Here is an 18,096-nt window from a genome sequence, read left to right as displayed (position 1 = left end):
TCCAAGTGTGAAGATTTCATGCAGAAGAAAGATACTTTTATCAATATTATAAAATAAAAACTTCTCGCTCATGAATTTTTCATCATCACGTCGAGGAGATGTGTCAGGCACCCATACAATTCTGAAAACTGCAAGATGTTTATACTAAGTAAAAATCCACGTAGACTCCTGCGGGAACGCACGCATTGTAAGACACGACTGGCGGCGCGACAGCGACGGTTGTGGCTTACATCGTGCCCGCGGAAAGCGTAGTGGATTTTTACGATTGAGGAGCGGGTATTATGCTAGGATTCTTCGAGATGTGCCAGGCACCCGCACAATTCTGAAAACTGCAAGATGTTTTTACGATTAAGGACCCACTGATGCTTAGATTTTTATAAAAAAAAGCCAATAAGTATGTCATATACTTATTGGCTTTCATAATTATTAAATATATTTTTTAACCCAGTCTAAGAAGTTGTCAATAACTATATCAAGGAATTTCACAGTACCTTCATCAGTTAAATTGCCTTCAGCATCGAATTTTGTGTGTACGGCACCGATATAGACGTCATTACCACTAAGTAATGGAGAATTAATTCCAGGTGAGAATAAAATATCACGTAAATGTAATTGTGCTTTCACAGTACCTAAATTCCCCATTGATGCTCCCATCATGAAAGATGGTTTGCCGACCATTACTTTATCTACACGAGATAGCCAGTCAATAGCGTTCACCATAACTCCTGGCACAGTTCCGTTATATTCTGGTGTTAACCAAAGAACTGCATCCGCTGCTTTTACTTTTGCCTTAAAGTCTAATACTGTTTGTGGTGCTTCATTTTCGATATCTTGATCGTACATTGGTAAATCACGTAAGCTTAATACTTCTAGTTCAAACTTTTCTGTATAACGCTTTTGTATAAATTTTGCTAATTGCATATTATAAGATTCTTTACGGATACTACCTACGATTGCTACTACTTTCATGTTGTTTCCTCCTAAATGGTTACTGCCATTAATATTTGTTAAGCTAATTTATTTTATACCGCCCTAATAATAGGTTGCAAATTCTTCAACTGGTTTACGATACCCACGTAATCGTTGACTACTTTCCTTTTCCTTGCCAATTGTCATCATTAAGACAATCTCATGTGTTGCTGGCACATTGAATAATGTGCGCATTTGTTGCTGATCAAAGCCAATCATCGGACATGTATCCCAGCCTCGATTTTTTGCTGCTAACATAAAGAGCATAGCTGAAAGTGATGCATTGCGAATCGCATCTTCCTTCATAAACGCCTCCCCACGTTCTTCGTAAAACTTCGTATTATCATCGATGAGACTATCAAGCTCACAGCTTGTAATAATGCCTAAATCGACCATACCTTGACTAATGTGAGCCGTTTGCTTGTAAGCCTCTTTATCACCTAATACTAAAATAACTCCTGAAGCTGAATGTACTTTATATTGCCCATATGCAGCCTCACGAACTTTCTCTTTTAATTCATTATCTAACACAACAATGTATTCTGTATGTTGCAAGTTGAATGCTGAAGGTGCAAGCTTGACGTCCTCTAAAATCGGTCGGATATCCTCCTCTGTCATTACAACACCGTCTATAAAATTATTTGCCGATCGACGTTTATCAATTAACTTTGTAAATTCCATGTTGACGTACTCCCATCATCCATTATGCTTTAGTAAAATTGTGTTGCGCAATACTACATATCACCTTACTCATATTCTTTTTCAAATGAAACCGTACTTCTTACTGTATCAATTGGACGAACAAGCCCCTCGATTTGTGCACGTTTAGGCTCTAAGAAAGGCGGTAACGATAATTTTTCCCCTAATGTTTCATATGGCTCATCACCCATAAACCCAGGGCCGTCTGTTGCCCATTCAAATAAGATTTGTGGTGCTACTCGAGCGTACAGTGATTCAAAGAAGTGACGGTTCACATAGCCAGATGTATTGAAACCAAAGCCTTCTAATCGTTCTGTCCATTCGTTTAAAACAGCACGATCTGCTACGCGAAATGCCGCGTGATGCACAGTACCAAAACCTTGACGAGCTGCTGGTAAGATTGTGTTATATTCCACAATAATTTGCGCACCATTGCCTCCCTCTCCGACCTCAAATAAATGGAAGTCACCTTCAGCTGCAATTTCTGTAAAGAGCATTACTTTTTCTAGCATTTCTTTGAAATAATCAAAATTTGCAACACGCACAAATATCGGACCTAATCCTGTAATAGCATATTCGTGTGGGATCGGACCATCTTGCCAAGGAGTACCAGAAGCAACACCTTCGTTGTGTTCATCAGAAATTAGTTGGTACTGCTGATCATCAAAATCAACAAAAGCTAATGTTTGCTTACCGAATTGTTCTTTTATGCCTGTATGTTTAATATTTAAACGGTCAAATCGTTTTACCCAGTAAGCTAATGCTGCATCTGTTGGTACGCGGAATGATGTTTTCGAAATTTCATTTGTTCCATGTACACCTTTTGGTATGTTAGGGAAGTCAAAGAATGTCATATCTGTCCCAGCACTGCCTTTGTCATCTGCAAAAAATAAGTGATATGTTTGTATATCGTCCTGATTTACTGTTTTTTTCACTAAACGCATACCTAATACATACGTAAAAAATTTATAATTTTCTTCTGCGCTACTTGTAATAGCTGTTACATGGTGAATACCTTTTAAATGATTCATTTAAAGTTCCTCCTATTATCTCGAATTCGAGATATATGTTTAAAAAAATTTTATTTATTAATGGCATTAAGACCGACCTTTTTTAAAGCTACATTCATTGTCTCCAACTCCTGTTGGTCTAATACTTCAAAAATTTCATTGATCTTTTGTTCATGGAGTGGAAAAATTCTATCCATTAAGACCTGTCCCTCATCTGTTAACAACGCATACGTAACACGTCGATCTTTAGGACAAGCACGTCGACATACGATATTTTTTTGCTCCAGCTTATCAATAACATACGTAATACTACTACTTGCAATTAAAATTTTTTTACCAATTACTTGAATAGGCTGCTCGCCGTGGTGGTACAAAAATTCTAATACCCCAAATTCAGTCTGGTTTAAATCATATTGAAGCAAATCTTTTTTGGTCGCATCCTGAATCGATTGATAAGCACGGAACATAATCGTAAAAGCTTTTAAATAACGATTTTCTTCCTTCATAAGATGCCCTCTTTCTATTTACCTCGAAATAAAATATCTTTAATTCGAGATAATAATATCATATATATTCCCTCACATCAATCATTTTATCTAATTTATTTCATTAGAAAATCTTTTTCAAAGCTAAAAACCCCTATACAACTAAATGTATAGGGAGTTTCTATTATTTCAGTCGTTTAAATTCTTTTTCTGTTCCATCTGCAAACTCTACCTCTACCTCAATCGATTGGTAGTCATCTGTAATATTGAACACTTTAATGACTTGATCAATTACTTCATCATTTGATGTTGTGGAATCAAAAGTTAGTTGCTTAAATAATGGTTCTAACTTCGTATAAGCCTCATCACCTTGAATTTTTTCATTATTGCGGTCATCTTCTATTTTAGCCTCTATACCGTTCTTCTTATTCTCATATTCAACCTCATAAGATTCTGTTGCTGAATAGTCGACGTCCAATGAAAATTCTATAAAGTTAAAGGGTACTTGATCCGTTACATTTTCACCAGCCTGTTGGTTTGTGTTTTGCTCTGTTGGAGCATTCGTAGGTACATCCTTTACCTCATCCTTATTACAGCCATAAAGTAATCCAGCTGCTACTGAGAATACTAATAACATTTTATAATTACGCATCATGTTCCACTCCTTTTCTGTTAGTATTCTTCCCTAAAAAAACATGAAATAAACGAAAAAAGATATCTCCTTAAATTAGGAGATACCCTTTTTCTCATCTATTTAGATGAAAGACCGTTAATCAATTCGTATTAATAGAAGTAATTGCGACCAGTATTATTTTCATGAATGGCACGAGCCAAGCGAAGTGTTGAAACAGCTAAATCTGCATAACTTACTTTTTCAGTTGCATTAAAGTTGTTTTGTTGTGCATCAATTAAGCCCATTGCACTTGCTAATGCTACGTAACCTGCATATGCTGGATCAATAGAACCTGCATCAGCGAAGTTCAACTTGTAAATGTCGTTATGCTTTGCAGCACTTTCTAAACGAAGTACACGAATAAACCATTCTGCAAGCTCTTGACGAGTCAATGTCGCATCAACAGCAAATTCATCTGCTGGCTGTAAAACGCCCATTCTTACTGCTTGTTCAACTATTCCATATAACGGATGTTTAGGATCAATATTATTAAACGATTGATATGTTTCTTCTTCATTTCCATATCCATAGTAGCCATATGTCAATGATTTAAGAATAATTTTTAACGCTTCACCCTTCGTTATAGCAGTATCAGCATTAAAGCTTGCTGGATCTTTCACTTCCAACACATTTTGTGCTAACAAGTAGTTTAATTCCTCTGCAGCTGTTGGGTGAGAAATTTGCGGTTTATTATTTGAATCATCGGCACTACTTACCCATTTGCCTGTTAGTGCATCAATTTGATTATATATGCTGCCCTCATATGACGGTGCATACACTAAATCATAATGATTGCTATCTTCTTTATCCTGTTTAGTGTATTGTAACTTCAGCTTTAACGCATCGCTAAATGTTTCCTTTGCCTTATCAGCTGAGACTGCCTTACTTACAGATGGCCAGTTATCAATTTTTTGTTGATTAATGTTTAATCCACGTAATGAACCGTCAGTACCGACGCTCACATAAATTTCATCACCAACAACAGGAATTCCGTTTACAACACGCGGGAATGAGAAGCCATATTGGTTGCCATAATTATCATATCCATAATCTTCTAACGGTTTTGCATAGTTATGGATATAAGACGGTGCCCACTCTTTTAAGTAGTCAATAGCCTTCGCCAACGCAGCATCTTTCGTAATCTTTTCTGCTTTACTATCTGACTGCACGAAGTCTCTACTTACATCGTAATATTGCGTAATTTCACCAGTTGCTTTATTAATTTCAAATGAAGCACCTGAACCACCATTCTCATACATATACATGTAACTTACAGAGTAAAGTGTTTCACCATTTTCATTTTCTCTTTCATCAACCATCTCAATTTGTAGCTTTGCCTTGTCAGGATCTACCTTTAAGAAGGATTTAGCAAATTCCTCTACCTCTTCAACCGTCATACCAGGCTTTCTCGGATCAAGTTGTTCTGAAGCTAGCTTTTCAACACCTTTTACACTTGGTGCTTGTGCCACGAAGCCATTTGCTGTTTGCCATTGTCCTGTTAATGCATGTACACCATAGAAGCTTGATGTTGGCATATACACTAGCTTCACTTCACGCTTATCAGATGGATAGTTATAGTCTAAATAATAACGTAACTCTACAGCAAAGTTATCACGAACTTGTGCTAGAACATCCGCCTCGCTCTTTTTCTGTTCTACGCCATCGAACGTTGCCTTTTTAGATACATTTGAATTGCGATATACTTGTACAACTTCTCCATTAGCAAGCACACCAATAGAAATTGTGTGGTTGCTAAGCGTTACACCGTTATGTGTCGGTGCATATGAGAATGAATAAGTAATTGGCTCTGATAATGGTCGTGTATAATTAAATCCATAATCAAAATCATTTTCTTGTAATTTATAGTTTGCTGTATTCGGGAATTTCTTTAAGAAATCCTGTGCAATTTTTTGTGCGTCATCCTTTGAATATTTAGCAGGATATAGCGCATCGGCCACATTAGCTGGCTGGTAATAGAAGCTTTCAAGATCTAAATCATCACCCATAAAGGTAATACTACCATACACATCTTTACCATTTACTGTTTTTTGGAAACTCAAATCATAACGGATTGTTTTATCATCGTTATAGTAATGTCCACGCCCCGTATAGAAATCATTATCTGTTAAAAAATTGAACTTCTCTGGGAAAAGCTCACGTAATTTTTTTATAAGTGTACTTTTTGTTACCTTTGTTTCTGTTGAGGCTACTTGAATCTCTATTCTCTCTGGAGAATCCTTTACATTAGCAGAAGCTTGCGCCATTGGAGAAAGTACTCCTACAGAAAATGCAGTAGACGTTAGAATAATCCCCAATTTTTTAAATTTACCCAAAATATCCCTCCTAAAATACAATTTACCTAATTATATATTATATTCCCAAAATAGGAAATAGTATTTACAGATTATTTCCAATAAGAAGAAAATAGATTGGGTATATCATTATCCCTATCAAAGTCATTTCTTCACCACATTAAAGTTTGAGCCGATCAATAGCCAATTTTGCGGGAACGGTAGCCCAAGCTTCCAATAACCTATACCTCTGAGCTTGTACTGCTTAATTAAATTGAACTTCGCTTGAATCGAACGTGCATCTTCAAACCAAACTATATGCGCTCTTCCTTGCTCGTCATAATATTCAAAGAAAGGTGCTTGTGCATTCCAATCGTATTGGATAGCCGCATTATATTTTTTCGCAATCTCAATAGCTCTTTGCGGGCTTACCGCCTCTGCATATGGACCTCCTTGTACAAAAGGCAGTGTCCAATCATAGCCATATAAGTTTTGTCCGAGTAAAATTTTATTTGCTGGTATTTCGGTCACGGCATATTTAACAACTGCCTCAACTTCCCGAATTGGTGAAACAGCCATAGGGGGCCCAGCGGAATAACCCCATTCATAGGTCATCAGCAATACAAAGTCCACAATCTCTCCATGCGCTTTATAATCATGTGCTTCAATCCAAGGACCTCTCTGATTAGCACTTGTTTTTGGAGCAAGGGCTGTTGAAACTGTATACCCTTCTGCATGGAACCGCTCCACAGCTCTTCTTAAAAAGTTGTTGTACGCTTCTCGCTGATCGCCAGGCAAATTTTCAAAATCAAAATGGATATCTTTAATGCTTTTTAAACGCTTTGCTTCTATAAGAATATTGTCAAAAAGTAAATCTTGCACTGCTGTACTTTGGAAAATATCCCTTGCTAAATCACCACTAAATTGAAAGTTCTCCAAATTCGATACTACCATTGCAACAGCTGCTCCTGAGTCTTCCGCTATTTCAGACACACCATTTCTAGGAGGTTGCTTCAACGTCCCATCTCTCCGTACTTCATAGCTAAATAATGCAAGATATGTTAAGTAAGGTGATGCTTCTCGCGCTTGATTTAATAATGCTTCACTAACGGCTGTCCCTCTTGGCTCTAAATAAGCCATTGTTTCTGCTCTTGTTTTCGGTGGTGGTGGGATATAAAGACGCAAACCAACTGATAAAGTCTGGTTTGGCTGAATGCCATTGACCTGTGCAAGTGTTAAATAATTAATACCAAAGCGTTGCCCTATCGACCATAAGCTATCCCCAGGCTGTACATAATAAAAACTGCCGACGATTGGAATGACGAGAGCTTGACCAACTACTAATCGATTAGGCTCTGGAATTTGATTGGCATCTACAATACTTTGAACCGTCGTGCCATACGCATTTGCAATTCCATATAAGGACTCTCCTGCTCGTACAACATGTATTTGAATGCGATTTACCTCCTTTTTACGTAATGAAACCATAGCCATAAAGCTTATGATATAAAATAAGAAAACATGTCACCTAGAAGCAATCACAATAAAAGTGTCAGGCACTCAAACAATTTCTAAGATATATACGGTGTCCCCGCGGAAAGCGTCCGCCCGTAGCGGAAATCTACAGCAGTTAGATGAAAAAGGATAAAAAAAACCTCTCCATTTACATGAGAGGTTTGTGTATTGTTTATTTCTGCGTATTGGACGTAATCATTTCAAATAATAATGGCACATTCGTTCCGCGTTGCAAAGAATTACATCCCTTTGTTAAATAAGCCCAACTTTCTTTCATTTTTTCTCGGTAAGATTGTGCTGTATCTACATGTAAAAATTCCAAAAGGTACTCTTTAATAGAGCCCGATAAATTTTCCATAAATTCATCTGCTTTTAGCACTTTTTCTGTGGCAACTTCATTGCACTCATTCCATAATACATGCTCTAAATTCGTAGCAAAATAAAACAACTGGTAAGGGACTTTTAATCGCTCAATACTAAAATGGTCATTTGCTAGCAAAATCTTCACATTATTAGCCTTCATTTCATTTCGTTGTTCGATTTGCTCTTTTCGCCTCTCTGTTTTTACAAAAATGGCTTCCTCCGTATAATATAGATTTTGTTCCATATCTGCATCGATTTTGACAAACTCTGGAGCAATAAAACAACCATCAGCATCTGTAATATGAATAACTGCTGATAAATCTTTCGCTAAAAACTTATACTTTTGTAGATAGTTATGAATGACTCGACTAACACTATTTTTAATATTGGGGATTCGCTTTTTCGCATCCCATTTCGTTAAAATGTCCTCACGTTGCACGTCAAAACGGATAGTTGAATCAGCAAAATGCTCATCTAAAAAATCCTCTAAAATGATTTGCTCTGTTTGTCCTTCTACAATTACTAAAAGTACTTTTTTAGTCATGTTGTACACCAGCTTTTCTAAAAGCACGTTTAATTTTGAACGTTTTCGTTTCTTTATAAACCTCTTCATCCTGTCCACCTAGTTGGATGGCACGCAAATAAACGTCTCGTGCATTATTAACCTCTTTAATACCTTTTAGCTGCATATATCGGTAATTCTCATTCGTTGTTGTAAACCATAAGTTTTTAATCGCAAGCACCTCTAACACACGTAAATTGTGAGACGTAAAAATAAGCTGTCCTTTTCCGCCCTCATCAATCACTGTTAACAACTCGCCTAACAAATATTCAAAAACACCCGAATCTAATTCATCAATCACAACACACGCAGTTGGATTGTTATAAACAGCGATCAATACACTAAGCACAGAAATGATTTTTAAAATCCCTTCCGATTCCGTTCGCAACGGTAGTTCTCGATCACCCCGTTGTGATAGAAATTCAAATCGTATACCCTTTTCACCATTATCTAATAATTGTTCTGTAATGACATGAATTTTAATAGTTAGCCCAGGTATAATAGTCGATAACACTTGATTACTTTGCTCGATCACTTCACATAATACATTGAAAGCATTTTTTGGCAGTAATGCTGGTCCTTTCAAATCATAAGGAATTGAACCCCGCTTTTTTTCCAGATGGATACTAAAGGGCATAATACGTTCTTCAAATAAAGGCGCGATATTTTGATTACTGATTACATGCAAATCACGATTAAAATCAATTGCTAAATTATGCAGTAGCTGTATTTCTAATTCTGAAAGCTTTTCTTGTAGTAATGGTTTTAAATCTTTATGGAAAATAAATGATAGATATTGTTTTCGTGCTAGTTGTTGAATGACGAGCGTTTTTATACGCATTTTTTCACTCAGATCACGTAATGAGCTTTTTCGTATTTGAACGTCCTCATCTGTAACATTTACTAAAACTTTTGATCGTTTTCCTTTTTCATCTTCTCTATAAGTTAGTCGCTCCGCAATAATAAATAACCGTTTTTCATCTTCACATAAAGTAGCATGATAGTTCACAAAAAATGTACCGAATTGATTTTCCACTAAAAATTCAAAATCTATCTTAGCTGTGTCTTCCCCTGCCATGATTAAACGCTTGTCTTGTGACGGTAATTTCACTTCTGCTAACCAACCAGAAATAATTGTCTTTAATAAACTAAATGCATCAACGATAGTCGTTTTCCCAGACCCGTTTTGTCCGTACACGCCAACAACATTCGCCTTCATAAGCGAAGTGAAATCCACTGCTAATGTTAGCTCGCCATTTTTTACATTCCTTAAGTTTTGTACCTTTATTTTTTTTATTTTTATAATAGCCATCGAAACACCCTTTTAAGTCTTTTCTTTCTATTATAATTAAAATTGATATTTTTTATAACAATTTGAAATTTAATATTATTGCTTCCTTATTTATATACTAAGCCATTTGCCTATGATTAATATAATACGGGACATATGTTAGAGAAGAAAAATGAAGAAAGGTGTGTTTCATTGGTTAATCCTAGATTAGCGCCAGAAGATTTTAATCAACAGTTCCGTCCAGGTATGAAAATATGGGTTACTCTCCCTACAGGCACATATTCAGGTACATTGATTCGAACATTTGGTAAAGACGGAAGAACTGCCGAAATTCAGTTAGATTCTGGCCAAGTAATAACGGTTGATGTGAACCAAATTACAGCAGCAGGGACAGGTTTCCCTCCTGGCGGTGGCTCATATCCGCCCCCTTATCCACCACCATATCCGCAACCATATCCGCCACAACCGTATCCACCACAGCCATATCCACCGCGTCCATACCCGCCACAACCATATCCACCTCAGCCATATCCACCACGTCCATACCCACAACCGTACCCGCCTATGCCATACCCTGGTGGACAATATCCAGGCGGTCAATTACCTGGACTCCCTGGACTTCCTGGACTTCCTCCATTATTACCAGGTATGCCCAATATTTTACCTGGCATCTTTGGTAACCCGAGATAATAAAAAAGGCTTTCCACTTGTTCATAACTGAACGGATGGAAAGCCTTTTTATTATTTTACATAAAGTGTACACAACTTTTTGCAAACATTTGTCATAATATTTGTCTAAAATAACAATCAAGAATTTTAAAAGTTCGTCACCAGAAACAAATTATACTATTATTAGTGTTTTTTCTATTAATAATATGCGTGCACTCTGTTTTTTAGTGATATAAAAACACTATATTTTTAATTCACCCTCCTAAATTTCACAGTTGAAATAGTAGGATTTTTGGGTTGTGAATCATATTTTTTGGCAGTATAGTTGTTTATGGTTAGGGGATGAATGGATTATTTTACTAACAATGAAATAATGATAAATAGTATAGGAATGAACTTCTATATATGACTTTATCATGACGGTCAATTGTAACATTGTACTATTCCCATTACATTTGGCTTTCACATTATCGGCCGTCCCTTTTTCACTTGAAATATGTTTTTTACAATTTTAGGAGGAAGAGTATGAAGAAAAGTAAGAAGCAGCAAATGTCCATTAGCAAAAAATTAACTTTCACCATGGTTAGTATTTTATTGCTATTCGGACTAGTTACTATGGGATTTTCTTATTATATAGTGAAAAACAGTAACTTAAAAGATATGGATGAATCCCTCTATGATAAAGGCATGATTTTATCAAAAACAATAGATCAAGAAGCATTGAAATCGGCATTGAAACAACCAAATGCTAATAATAACGATGTCCTTCGTTTAACTGAAGAAATGGATGCCATCAATGATAAATCAGATATTATTACAAATCTCTTTCTTATTACAGTAGATGGTGAAAATATTAATGCGCCTGTTTTATCTTCAAGTGTTCTTGAAGTTGGTGCAGAATATAACCAAGATATGATTGCCATGGGTCTTTCACCAGATTTTCTTGCACGCATAAAGGAAGTTTTTGAAACAAAAGAGGCAACAGCTACAGAAATCTATAAAGATGAGTTTGGAAGCTATAAAACAGGGCTTACGCCAATATTAGATGATGACGGTTCAATGTTAGCTGCCTATGCCATCGACTATGATGTATCCATGGTAACGGCTAAAGCACTTTCAGAAGCAATGTGGGTGCTGTTAATTACTGTATTATTCCTTATCGGGTCTTCTATCGTCGTTTACTCACTATTAAAAAAGAAATTAACTCCTATTCAACAGCTATCTTTGCAATCTAAAAAAGTTGCTGAAGGTAATTTGGAGCTAGAAGCTTTACCTGTTCAATCAAATGATGAAATTGGCGTGCTTACAAATAATTTCAATGTAATGATTGGTAGTTTACGAACAGTTATTCAAAGCGCAACAAATGTTTCTTCACGTGTTTCCAATACTGCACAAATTTTATCAAGCAATATGCAGGAAGCAACGGATTCTTACAATAGTGTAGCTTCATCAATGCAAGAAATAGCAAGTGTTGCAGATTTACAAGTGCAAAAGGCGAAAGAAAGTTCAGTTACGATTGAGGAAATGAGTATTGGCATTCAACGTATTGCGATGACATCGAATCAAATATCTGAATCTTCTATTCTTGCTTCTGAGGAAGCTGAAAAAGGTAATGATTCTACGAACAAATCTGTCGCTCAAATGAATGCCATTAGTAAAGCTGTAAATCAATCGGCATCATCTGTCAAAATGCTAGGTGAACACTCAAATAAAATCCAAGAAATCGTTGGTATTATTACAGGTATTGCTTCTCAAACAAATCTACTAGCATTAAATGCCGCAATAGAAGCTGCTCGTGCAGGTGAAGCTGGTAGTGGATTTGCTGTAGTCGCTGACGAAGTACGCAAGCTAGCAGAACAATCAGAGGCATCAGCAAGAGAAATTTCTACGTTAATCTCGCGTATTCAACATGATACAAATGAATCAGTAAATGTCATGATACATGCTGTAGAAGAAGTGGATAATGGCTTAATAATGATTAATGATTCCGAAAAATCATTTGGTCAAATTTTAACTTCAATCCATCATGTTACGGGTCAGATTCAAGAATTATCAGCAACTATTGAAGAGATGGCAGCTGGGATGGAAGAAGTTACATCCGCTGTTCAAGATATGGAACAATTCTCTGTAAATTCTCGAAACAATACAAGTACAGTAGCCGAAACATCTGCTACACAGCTCAACACAGTACAAAGAGTTTCAGAAGAGGCACAAGTATTAACAGATTTATCAGACGAATTATTAACTGTTGTAAATACCTTTATTGTGAAATGATGTACGAAAAATCTTATAGCGTTACCTATCGTCGATGCTACGGCATCGGCGATGTATTTATTCATATTGTTTCCTCACGATAATATTTACTTCTAGTTGCACTAATTGGGCACAGTCCCTCTACTTTCAAAAATAGGAGTTGTGATGATTGAATAGAGAACTTAATTTACTTACAGCAGATTATCAAACGAACTATAATGAGCAACAACCGCTACCAGCCCATTGTACGCAATTGTTAACAACAGAAGATAAAGCAGTATATCAAGCTTTAAATCAAACAAAAGCCTTCTATGCGAAAGATCAAACAATACCTAACGTATTTTATCAAGCTGTAGAACAGTTTGCTGATAGAATTGCATTATCATTTAATGGTGGTTCCATGAACTATCGTCAGCTTAATGAACGATCTAATCAAATCGCTCATCTGTTGCAAAACAATGGTTTACAAAAAGGTGACAAAGTAGCAATCGTCATGGAACGTAGTCCGGAAACTGTTATCAGTTTACTTGGTGTTCTAAAAGCAGGCGGTATATATGTACCGATTGATCCTAGCTATCCAAAAGAACGCTGTCATTACCTATTAAACGATACAGGTGCACCATTTATATTAATAAAAGAAGAACATACACAATTACTCAATGATTTACTACATAACGATTCCCAATCTCGTAAAGTGTTTACACTTAATCAAATGGAAATCACATTTTCAAAAGACAATATCCATACCGAGCTCAACCCTGCTGATTTAGCCTATATTATTTATACATCAGGCTCGACAGGCAAGCCAAAAGGCGTAATTCTTAAGCATGAATCAGTAATCAACTTAATTACTGATAATCAAAGAATCTACCATGCAACTAAATATGATGTCTTTTCACAATTTATCTCCTATAGTTTTGATCCATCTGTCACTGAGACATTTACTGCTTTTTTCTCTGGCGCACGATTACATATGCTCACAAGTATTGAACGTGTTTCAATAGAAGCATTTGCGGAGATGATTGAGCGTGAAAAAGTGACAACCGCCACAATTCCAAATGCATTCTTTACGCAGCTAGCTACGCACCTTTCAAGTGATCACCGAGGTAAATTATCGACTCTTAAATATTTATCTGTTGGTGGCGAAGCACTTATGCCTGCCGTTATACAAAAGTGGCAAGAAAAATTCGGCACAACAACTGAAATTATTAATGTATATGGACCGACAGAATGTACAGTACTGTCCTCTTACCATAAAGTGAAAGATACTGTAATTGATAATCAATCAAGCATTCCAATTGGCAAACCTATTGCCAATTACGAAATGTATATTCTCAATAATGATGGTCAGCTTTGTCCTGTCAATGAAGCAGGAGAACTTTACATAGCAGGTGCTGGTCTTGCTGCTGGCTATTTAAATCAACCCGAAAAAACTGCTGAAGCATTTGTCCCACATATATTCTCAAATGAACCTGGAAGATTAATGTATCGAACAGGTGATTTAGTTCGTTTATTACCGAGCGGTGTAATTGAATTTGTTGGACGTAAAGATTCTCAAATTAAAGTAAGAGGGTTCCGAATCGAGCTAGGGGAAATTGAAACGGTATTAAGTAATCACCCAAGCATTCAAGAGGCTGTTATACTTGCCAAGAAAATGGACGATGGAAATAATAGCTTGTTTGCCTACTACACTTTAATCGGCGGTAGTAAGGAAGAACAAACAGCCATTAGACAGTATTTAGCTGGTCATTTACCAGACTATATGGTGCCCGAACGATTAATTGAAGTGCAGGAGATGCCGTTGTCCCCTACTGGCAAAATCGATCGAAAACAATTAGCAGCTATCGAGGTAACAACGCCTTTACCAAGTCATTATGATGCACCTGAGAATCCAATACAGGAACTACTAGCCTCTGCTTGGCAACATGTACTTGGTATTGAACGTGTCGGTATTCATGATAATTTCTTTCATATCGGTGGACATTCATTAAAAGTACTTGAAATTTTAGTACAAGTGAAAAAGCATATTCCGTTTTTAAAAATCCAAGACTTTTTCCAATATCAAACGATTGCAGAACTAGATCATTACATTTGTAACTATCAACCAGAAACGAATGATACACCAAAGCAGCTTGAAGACTTTGTACGTAAAGATTTGATGGAACCAAGCCGTCTTGCTATCGCTCAAACAGCAACACCTTTAGCCATGCAATCGGTACTGTTGACAGGCGCTACTGGCTATTTAGGAAGTCATATTTTATATGAGCTTTTAAATAATACAAATACTCATATTTACTGCTTAATAAGACAAAGCGCACATACTACACTTGATGAAAAACTTAAAGATAGCATGGCATTTTACTTCAATGAAGACATTGTGGCATTGCTGCAAAATCGTGTAACTGTTATCCAAGGTGATTTGAGTAAAGAAAAACTTGATTTATCAGCTAAAGATTACGTTACACTGACTGAAGAAATTGATGCTATTATCCATTGTGGTGCAGATGTAAGACATTTCGGGGCTGCCACTCATTTTAATGATGTCAATGTGGAAGGGACTAGATATTTACTAGAGCTTGCTAAAAGAAAAGCAGGTGTCCATTTCCACTATGTTTCAACGATTGGTATTCCAGAGGAACTTGCAGCAACACAATGGGGAGAAAAACAAGCACTTGGTGAATTTGATTACGATGTTTCCCTTTCAAATGTTTATACCCAAAGTAAGTTAGAGGCTGAAAATCTTGTTAGAAATGCAGTGGACGATAACATTCCTGTTTCAATTTATCGTGTTGGCAATTTAACATGTCATTCCCTAACAGGGAGATTCCAGCGTAATATAGATGATAATGCATTTTACCGAATGATGAAATCGATGCTTCATTTAGGAAAAACACCGACAGCAAATTGGCATGTCGATTTTACGCCAATCAATTATGCTAGCCAAGCACTTATAGCTTTAGCACGTCAACCAAAATCCAATGGGCACATATTCCACCTATGTAACCCTGTACCCTTAGCCTATCTTGACTTGATAGAAGCAATAAAAGATATAGGCTATGAGCTAGATATAGTTGCAGCAAATGAATATGAAGATTGGCTTTTACATTCGGAGCACCCTAAAGAATTACAAGAATATTTATCATTAGCAATAGCACAGCTTGAAGGTGATGGCGCAAGTGATTCACCATTTATATTTAATAGTGAAAAAACACAGCAATTTTTAATGGGCACGGATATTTCATGTGCAGAACCAAATTCAGCATTTATCCGCAAGATGATTATGTACGGTATCGAATTAGGTTATTTCCCTGAACCTAAGCCAGTAGCAGTTCGATAATGCTAAAATTCAATGGTGTACAAGTATTTGCACTCCCCATCGGACCACCATTAGCAACATTTGAATGGGAACAGTATTATGCAAAACTTCCTCCAGATGAACAAACTAAAATTTTGCAATATCAACAGTGGCAGGATCGACAACGAGCCTTATTAGCAAGCATTATTTCCAGATGGGCCATTCAGCATTTGACTGCCACACAAGATGTACAGATTGTAAGAAATGAACATGGTCGACCTTATGCTGTAGGAAATGATGATTGGAATGGTGATTTTAATCTTTCCCATTCAGGAGATTGGCTTGTCATGGCCTTAACGAAAAATGGTCATGTTGGCATTGATGTGGAGGAAATTAAGCCTGTTACGAAAGATGTTATGCACTATGCCATGACAGAGAATGAAATAACAAGCATTGACAAAATTGTGGAACCGCTACGATTAAAAAAATTTTATGAACTGTGGACATTAAAGGAAGCGCTCTTTAAAACTGCCTTATGTCCACATCCATCACCACACTTAATCGATACGACGGATGAAATTCAAAACATTTCCACACAGTTGATTTATCTTGATGAACGACACCCTGTCTCCATCTGCTGGGATCGTGCATCCCACATAAATTTAACCGTTTTGCATAGACATCAACTTCTATAACTTTGCTCAGCGTATGGCAAAAGGCATCACTTCACTGAAGTGATGCCTTTTGTCTTTTGGTGCCAGGCACTCAAACAATTTCTTTGCATTTTTTTAAAGCTCTAAGGAAAAATCCACGTAGACTCCTGCGGGCACAGCACGAGTTGTAAGACGCAACAAGCCGCGCGTCAGCGAGGGTTGCGGCTTACATCGTGCCCGCGGAAAGCGTAGTGGATTTTTCCAATTTAGGAGCCGATACTGTACTAGGTACGGATGCGTGGTGCCAGGCACTCAATCAACGTTTCCCTTTCAAAAAACTATCTCCATTATTTAAACAAATCAGGGTACATTTCTTTTGCTAAAGCTTCCATACCATCTATCGTGTTGTAACCATATCCGAACATATAATTGTAATCAACAATATACATCTGCTTATTTTTAATGGCTTTCATACTAGATAGTTTCGGATTTGCATAAATCTCTTCCCTTACTTTTGTCAGATCTGAACCATCCCAGTTAGGAATAATTAAAACATCTGGATCTGCAGCAATTAACGTTTCAATGCTAACATCCCCTGTCTCATCCTTGAAAATATTATCTAATTTCACCATTTTAAATGCATCGTTAAAAAACGTTTCATCATGTGCTGGATAAACAAAAAGCTCTTTTGGATCGTTCGTATGCAAATAAGCAAATGTTTTTTCGTCTTTAATGCTTGCTAATTTTGAAGAAATACCTTGTTGTCTATCTTTTAATTCTTTAATAAAACTTTCTGCTTTGTCTTGAACATTAAAGATTTCACCGATATTTTTAATGTCATTATAAATAGAATCATACGTACCACCTGTCACCGATGATTCTAATACATAAGTTTTCACGCCTAATTCATTAAGCGAATCAACTGTACCTACTCCCCATTCAGCATTATCAAACAAACCGCCTCGGCCAAAAACTAAATCTGGATTCGTACCTAATGTAACTTCTTTTCCAACGTACTCATTACTTAAAATATTTAACTTTGAATACTCATTCTCTACAGCTTTATCAACCGCTCCAAAGTTTGCACCCACACCGACGATTTTATCACCTAAGCCTAAATGCAATAATAATTCTGCTGCTGGACGTGTATTGGCCATTATTCTTTCAGGTGCCTTATCAAATACTTGATCTTTCTTTTCCCAAGTAGAGCCACCCTCTGCCTTTGAATAATTAGCAACTGTCAGTGGATAATGCTCTGTTGCTTTTGATTCTTCCGTTGTATTTTTTGCTGTGTTACCACATGCTGTTAATATACATATCGCTACTAAACCGATGCCTACTAATAGTTTCTTCATAATTGAGATCCTC

The 18,096-nt window shown here is 36.6% G+C and carries 14 protein-coding genes; 4 read left to right on the top strand and 10 right to left on the bottom strand.

The genetic code is table 11. The features are described from left to right. Positions 1-426: 426 nt before the first annotated feature. The 9 genes from ACIQ1H_RS21990 to ACIQ1H_RS21950 form a co-directional block, all read right to left on the bottom strand. Positions 427-969: an NADPH-dependent FMN reductase gene (locus tag ACIQ1H_RS21990; RefSeq protein ID WP_402892029.1), complete on the bottom strand. Its 543-nt coding sequence runs from the start codon at positions 967-969 to the stop codon at positions 427-429. Positions 970-1,032: 63 nt separating this feature from the next. After that, positions 1,033-1,650, bottom strand: a complete 618-nt coding sequence (locus ACIQ1H_RS21985) for a nitroreductase family protein (RefSeq protein WP_173478872.1) — start codon at positions 1,648-1,650, stop codon at positions 1,033-1,035. A gap of 65 nt (positions 1,651-1,715) precedes the next feature. After that, a complete protein-coding gene (locus ACIQ1H_RS21980) occupies positions 1,716-2,699 on the bottom strand; it encodes a ring-cleaving dioxygenase (protein ID WP_337980334.1) in 984 nt (327 codons plus the stop codon). Positions 2,700-2,749: 50 nt separating this feature from the next. Continuing rightward, positions 2,750-3,184, bottom strand: a complete 435-nt coding sequence (locus ACIQ1H_RS21975) for a MarR family winged helix-turn-helix transcriptional regulator (RefSeq protein ID WP_173478874.1) — start codon at positions 3,182-3,184, stop codon at positions 2,750-2,752. Between the two features lie 163 nt (positions 3,185-3,347). Continuing rightward, on the bottom strand, positions 3,348-3,818 hold the full coding sequence (locus ACIQ1H_RS21970) for a YusW family protein (RefSeq protein ID WP_402892026.1): 471 nt from the start codon (positions 3,816-3,818) through the stop codon (positions 3,348-3,350). 128 nt (positions 3,819-3,946) lie between these two features. Next, the gene (locus ACIQ1H_RS21965; protein WP_402892023.1) at positions 3,947-6,169 is read right to left on the bottom strand and encodes a YcdB/YcdC domain-containing protein; all 2,223 of its coding nucleotides are present in this window, start codon (positions 6,167-6,169) and stop codon (positions 3,947-3,949) included. 123 nt (positions 6,170-6,292) lie between these two features. After that, positions 6,293-7,615, bottom strand: coding sequence for a LysM peptidoglycan-binding domain-containing protein (locus ACIQ1H_RS21960; RefSeq protein ID WP_402892020.1), 1,323 nt, complete (start codon positions 7,613-7,615; stop codon positions 6,293-6,295). Positions 7,616-7,814: 199 nt separating this feature from the next. Continuing rightward, on the bottom strand, positions 7,815-8,549 hold the full coding sequence (locus ACIQ1H_RS21955; RefSeq protein WP_402892017.1) for a hypothetical protein: 735 nt from the start codon (positions 8,547-8,549) through the stop codon (positions 7,815-7,817). Then, positions 8,542-9,879: an AAA family ATPase gene (locus tag ACIQ1H_RS21950; RefSeq protein ID WP_402892014.1), complete on the bottom strand. Its 1,338-nt coding sequence runs from the start codon at positions 9,877-9,879 to the stop codon at positions 8,542-8,544. The genes ACIQ1H_RS21955 and ACIQ1H_RS21950 overlap by 8 nt, the downstream gene beginning before the upstream one ends. 171 nt (positions 9,880-10,050) lie before the next feature. On the opposite strand from ACIQ1H_RS21950, the gene ACIQ1H_RS21945 reads away from it, so the two are divergent. From ACIQ1H_RS21945 to ACIQ1H_RS21930, 4 genes are all read left to right on the top strand, one after another. Then, entirely contained in the window at positions 10,051-10,548 is a 498-nt protein-coding gene (locus tag ACIQ1H_RS21945) for a hypothetical protein (protein WP_337980331.1), read from the top strand. Positions 10,549-11,052: 504 nt separating this feature from the next. Then, positions 11,053-12,801, top strand: a complete 1,749-nt coding sequence (locus ACIQ1H_RS21940; protein ID WP_173478880.1) for a methyl-accepting chemotaxis protein — start codon at positions 11,053-11,055, stop codon at positions 12,799-12,801. 148 nt (positions 12,802-12,949) lie between these two features. After that, a complete protein-coding gene (locus ACIQ1H_RS21935) occupies positions 12,950-16,117 on the top strand; it encodes an amino acid adenylation domain-containing protein (RefSeq protein ID WP_402892010.1) in 3,168 nt (1,055 codons plus the stop codon). Next, positions 16,117-16,770: a 4'-phosphopantetheinyl transferase family protein gene (locus tag ACIQ1H_RS21930; RefSeq protein ID WP_402892008.1), complete on the top strand. Its 654-nt coding sequence runs from the start codon at positions 16,117-16,119 to the stop codon at positions 16,768-16,770. The genes ACIQ1H_RS21935 and ACIQ1H_RS21930 overlap by 1 nt, the downstream gene beginning before the upstream one ends. A 305-nt stretch (positions 16,771-17,075) precedes the next feature. Here the strand turns inward: ACIQ1H_RS21930 and ACIQ1H_RS21925 are convergent, their stop codons facing one another. Beyond that, complete coding sequence (locus ACIQ1H_RS21925) at positions 17,076-18,086, bottom strand: ABC transporter substrate-binding protein (RefSeq protein ID WP_402892076.1); 1,011 nt, start codon at positions 18,084-18,086, stop codon at positions 17,076-17,078. Positions 18,087-18,096: the final 10 nt, after the last annotated feature.

Origin of the sequence: Lysinibacillus sp. NPDC097279 (assembly GCF_044761745.1) — a bacterium.
Classification (GTDB): Bacteria; Bacillota; Bacilli; order Bacillales_A; family Planococcaceae; genus Lysinibacillus.
The sequence above is the reverse complement of the archived record's forward strand: the minus strand, read 5'-3'. Positions and strand labels throughout refer to the sequence as shown.

Excerpts from the sequence above, each read along its gene's own strand:
- ACIQ1H_RS21990 (WP_402892029.1), bottom strand. The coding sequence starts at position 969 with ATGAAAGTAGTAGCAATCGTAGGTAGTATCCGTAAAGAATCTTATAAT.
- ACIQ1H_RS21985 (WP_173478872.1), bottom strand. The coding sequence starts at position 1,650 with ATGGAATTTACAAAGTTAATTGATAAACGTCGATCGGCAAATAATTTT.
- ACIQ1H_RS21980 (WP_337980334.1), bottom strand. The coding sequence starts at position 2,699 with ATGAATCATTTAAAAGGTATTCACCATGTAACAGCTATTACAAGTAGC.
- ACIQ1H_RS21975 (WP_173478874.1), bottom strand. The coding sequence starts at position 3,184 with ATGAAGGAAGAAAATCGTTATTTAAAAGCTTTTACGATTATGTTCCGT.
- ACIQ1H_RS21970 (WP_402892026.1), bottom strand. The coding sequence starts at position 3,818 with ATGATGCGTAATTATAAAATGTTATTAGTATTCTCAGTAGCAGCTGGA.
- ACIQ1H_RS21960 (WP_402892020.1), bottom strand. The coding sequence starts at position 7,615 with ATGGTTTCATTACGTAAAAAGGAGGTAAATCGCATTCAAATACATGTT.
- ACIQ1H_RS21955 (WP_402892017.1), bottom strand. The coding sequence starts at position 8,549 with ATGACTAAAAAAGTACTTTTAGTAATTGTAGAAGGACAAACAGAGCAA.
- ACIQ1H_RS21950 (WP_402892014.1), bottom strand. The coding sequence starts at position 9,879 with ATGGCTATTATAAAAATAAAAAAAATAAAGGTACAAAACTTAAGGAAT.
- ACIQ1H_RS21940 (WP_173478880.1), top strand. The coding sequence starts at position 11,053 with ATGAAGAAAAGTAAGAAGCAGCAAATGTCCATTAGCAAAAAATTAACT.
- ACIQ1H_RS21930 (WP_402892008.1), top strand. The coding sequence starts at position 16,117 with ATGCTAAAATTCAATGGTGTACAAGTATTTGCACTCCCCATCGGACCA.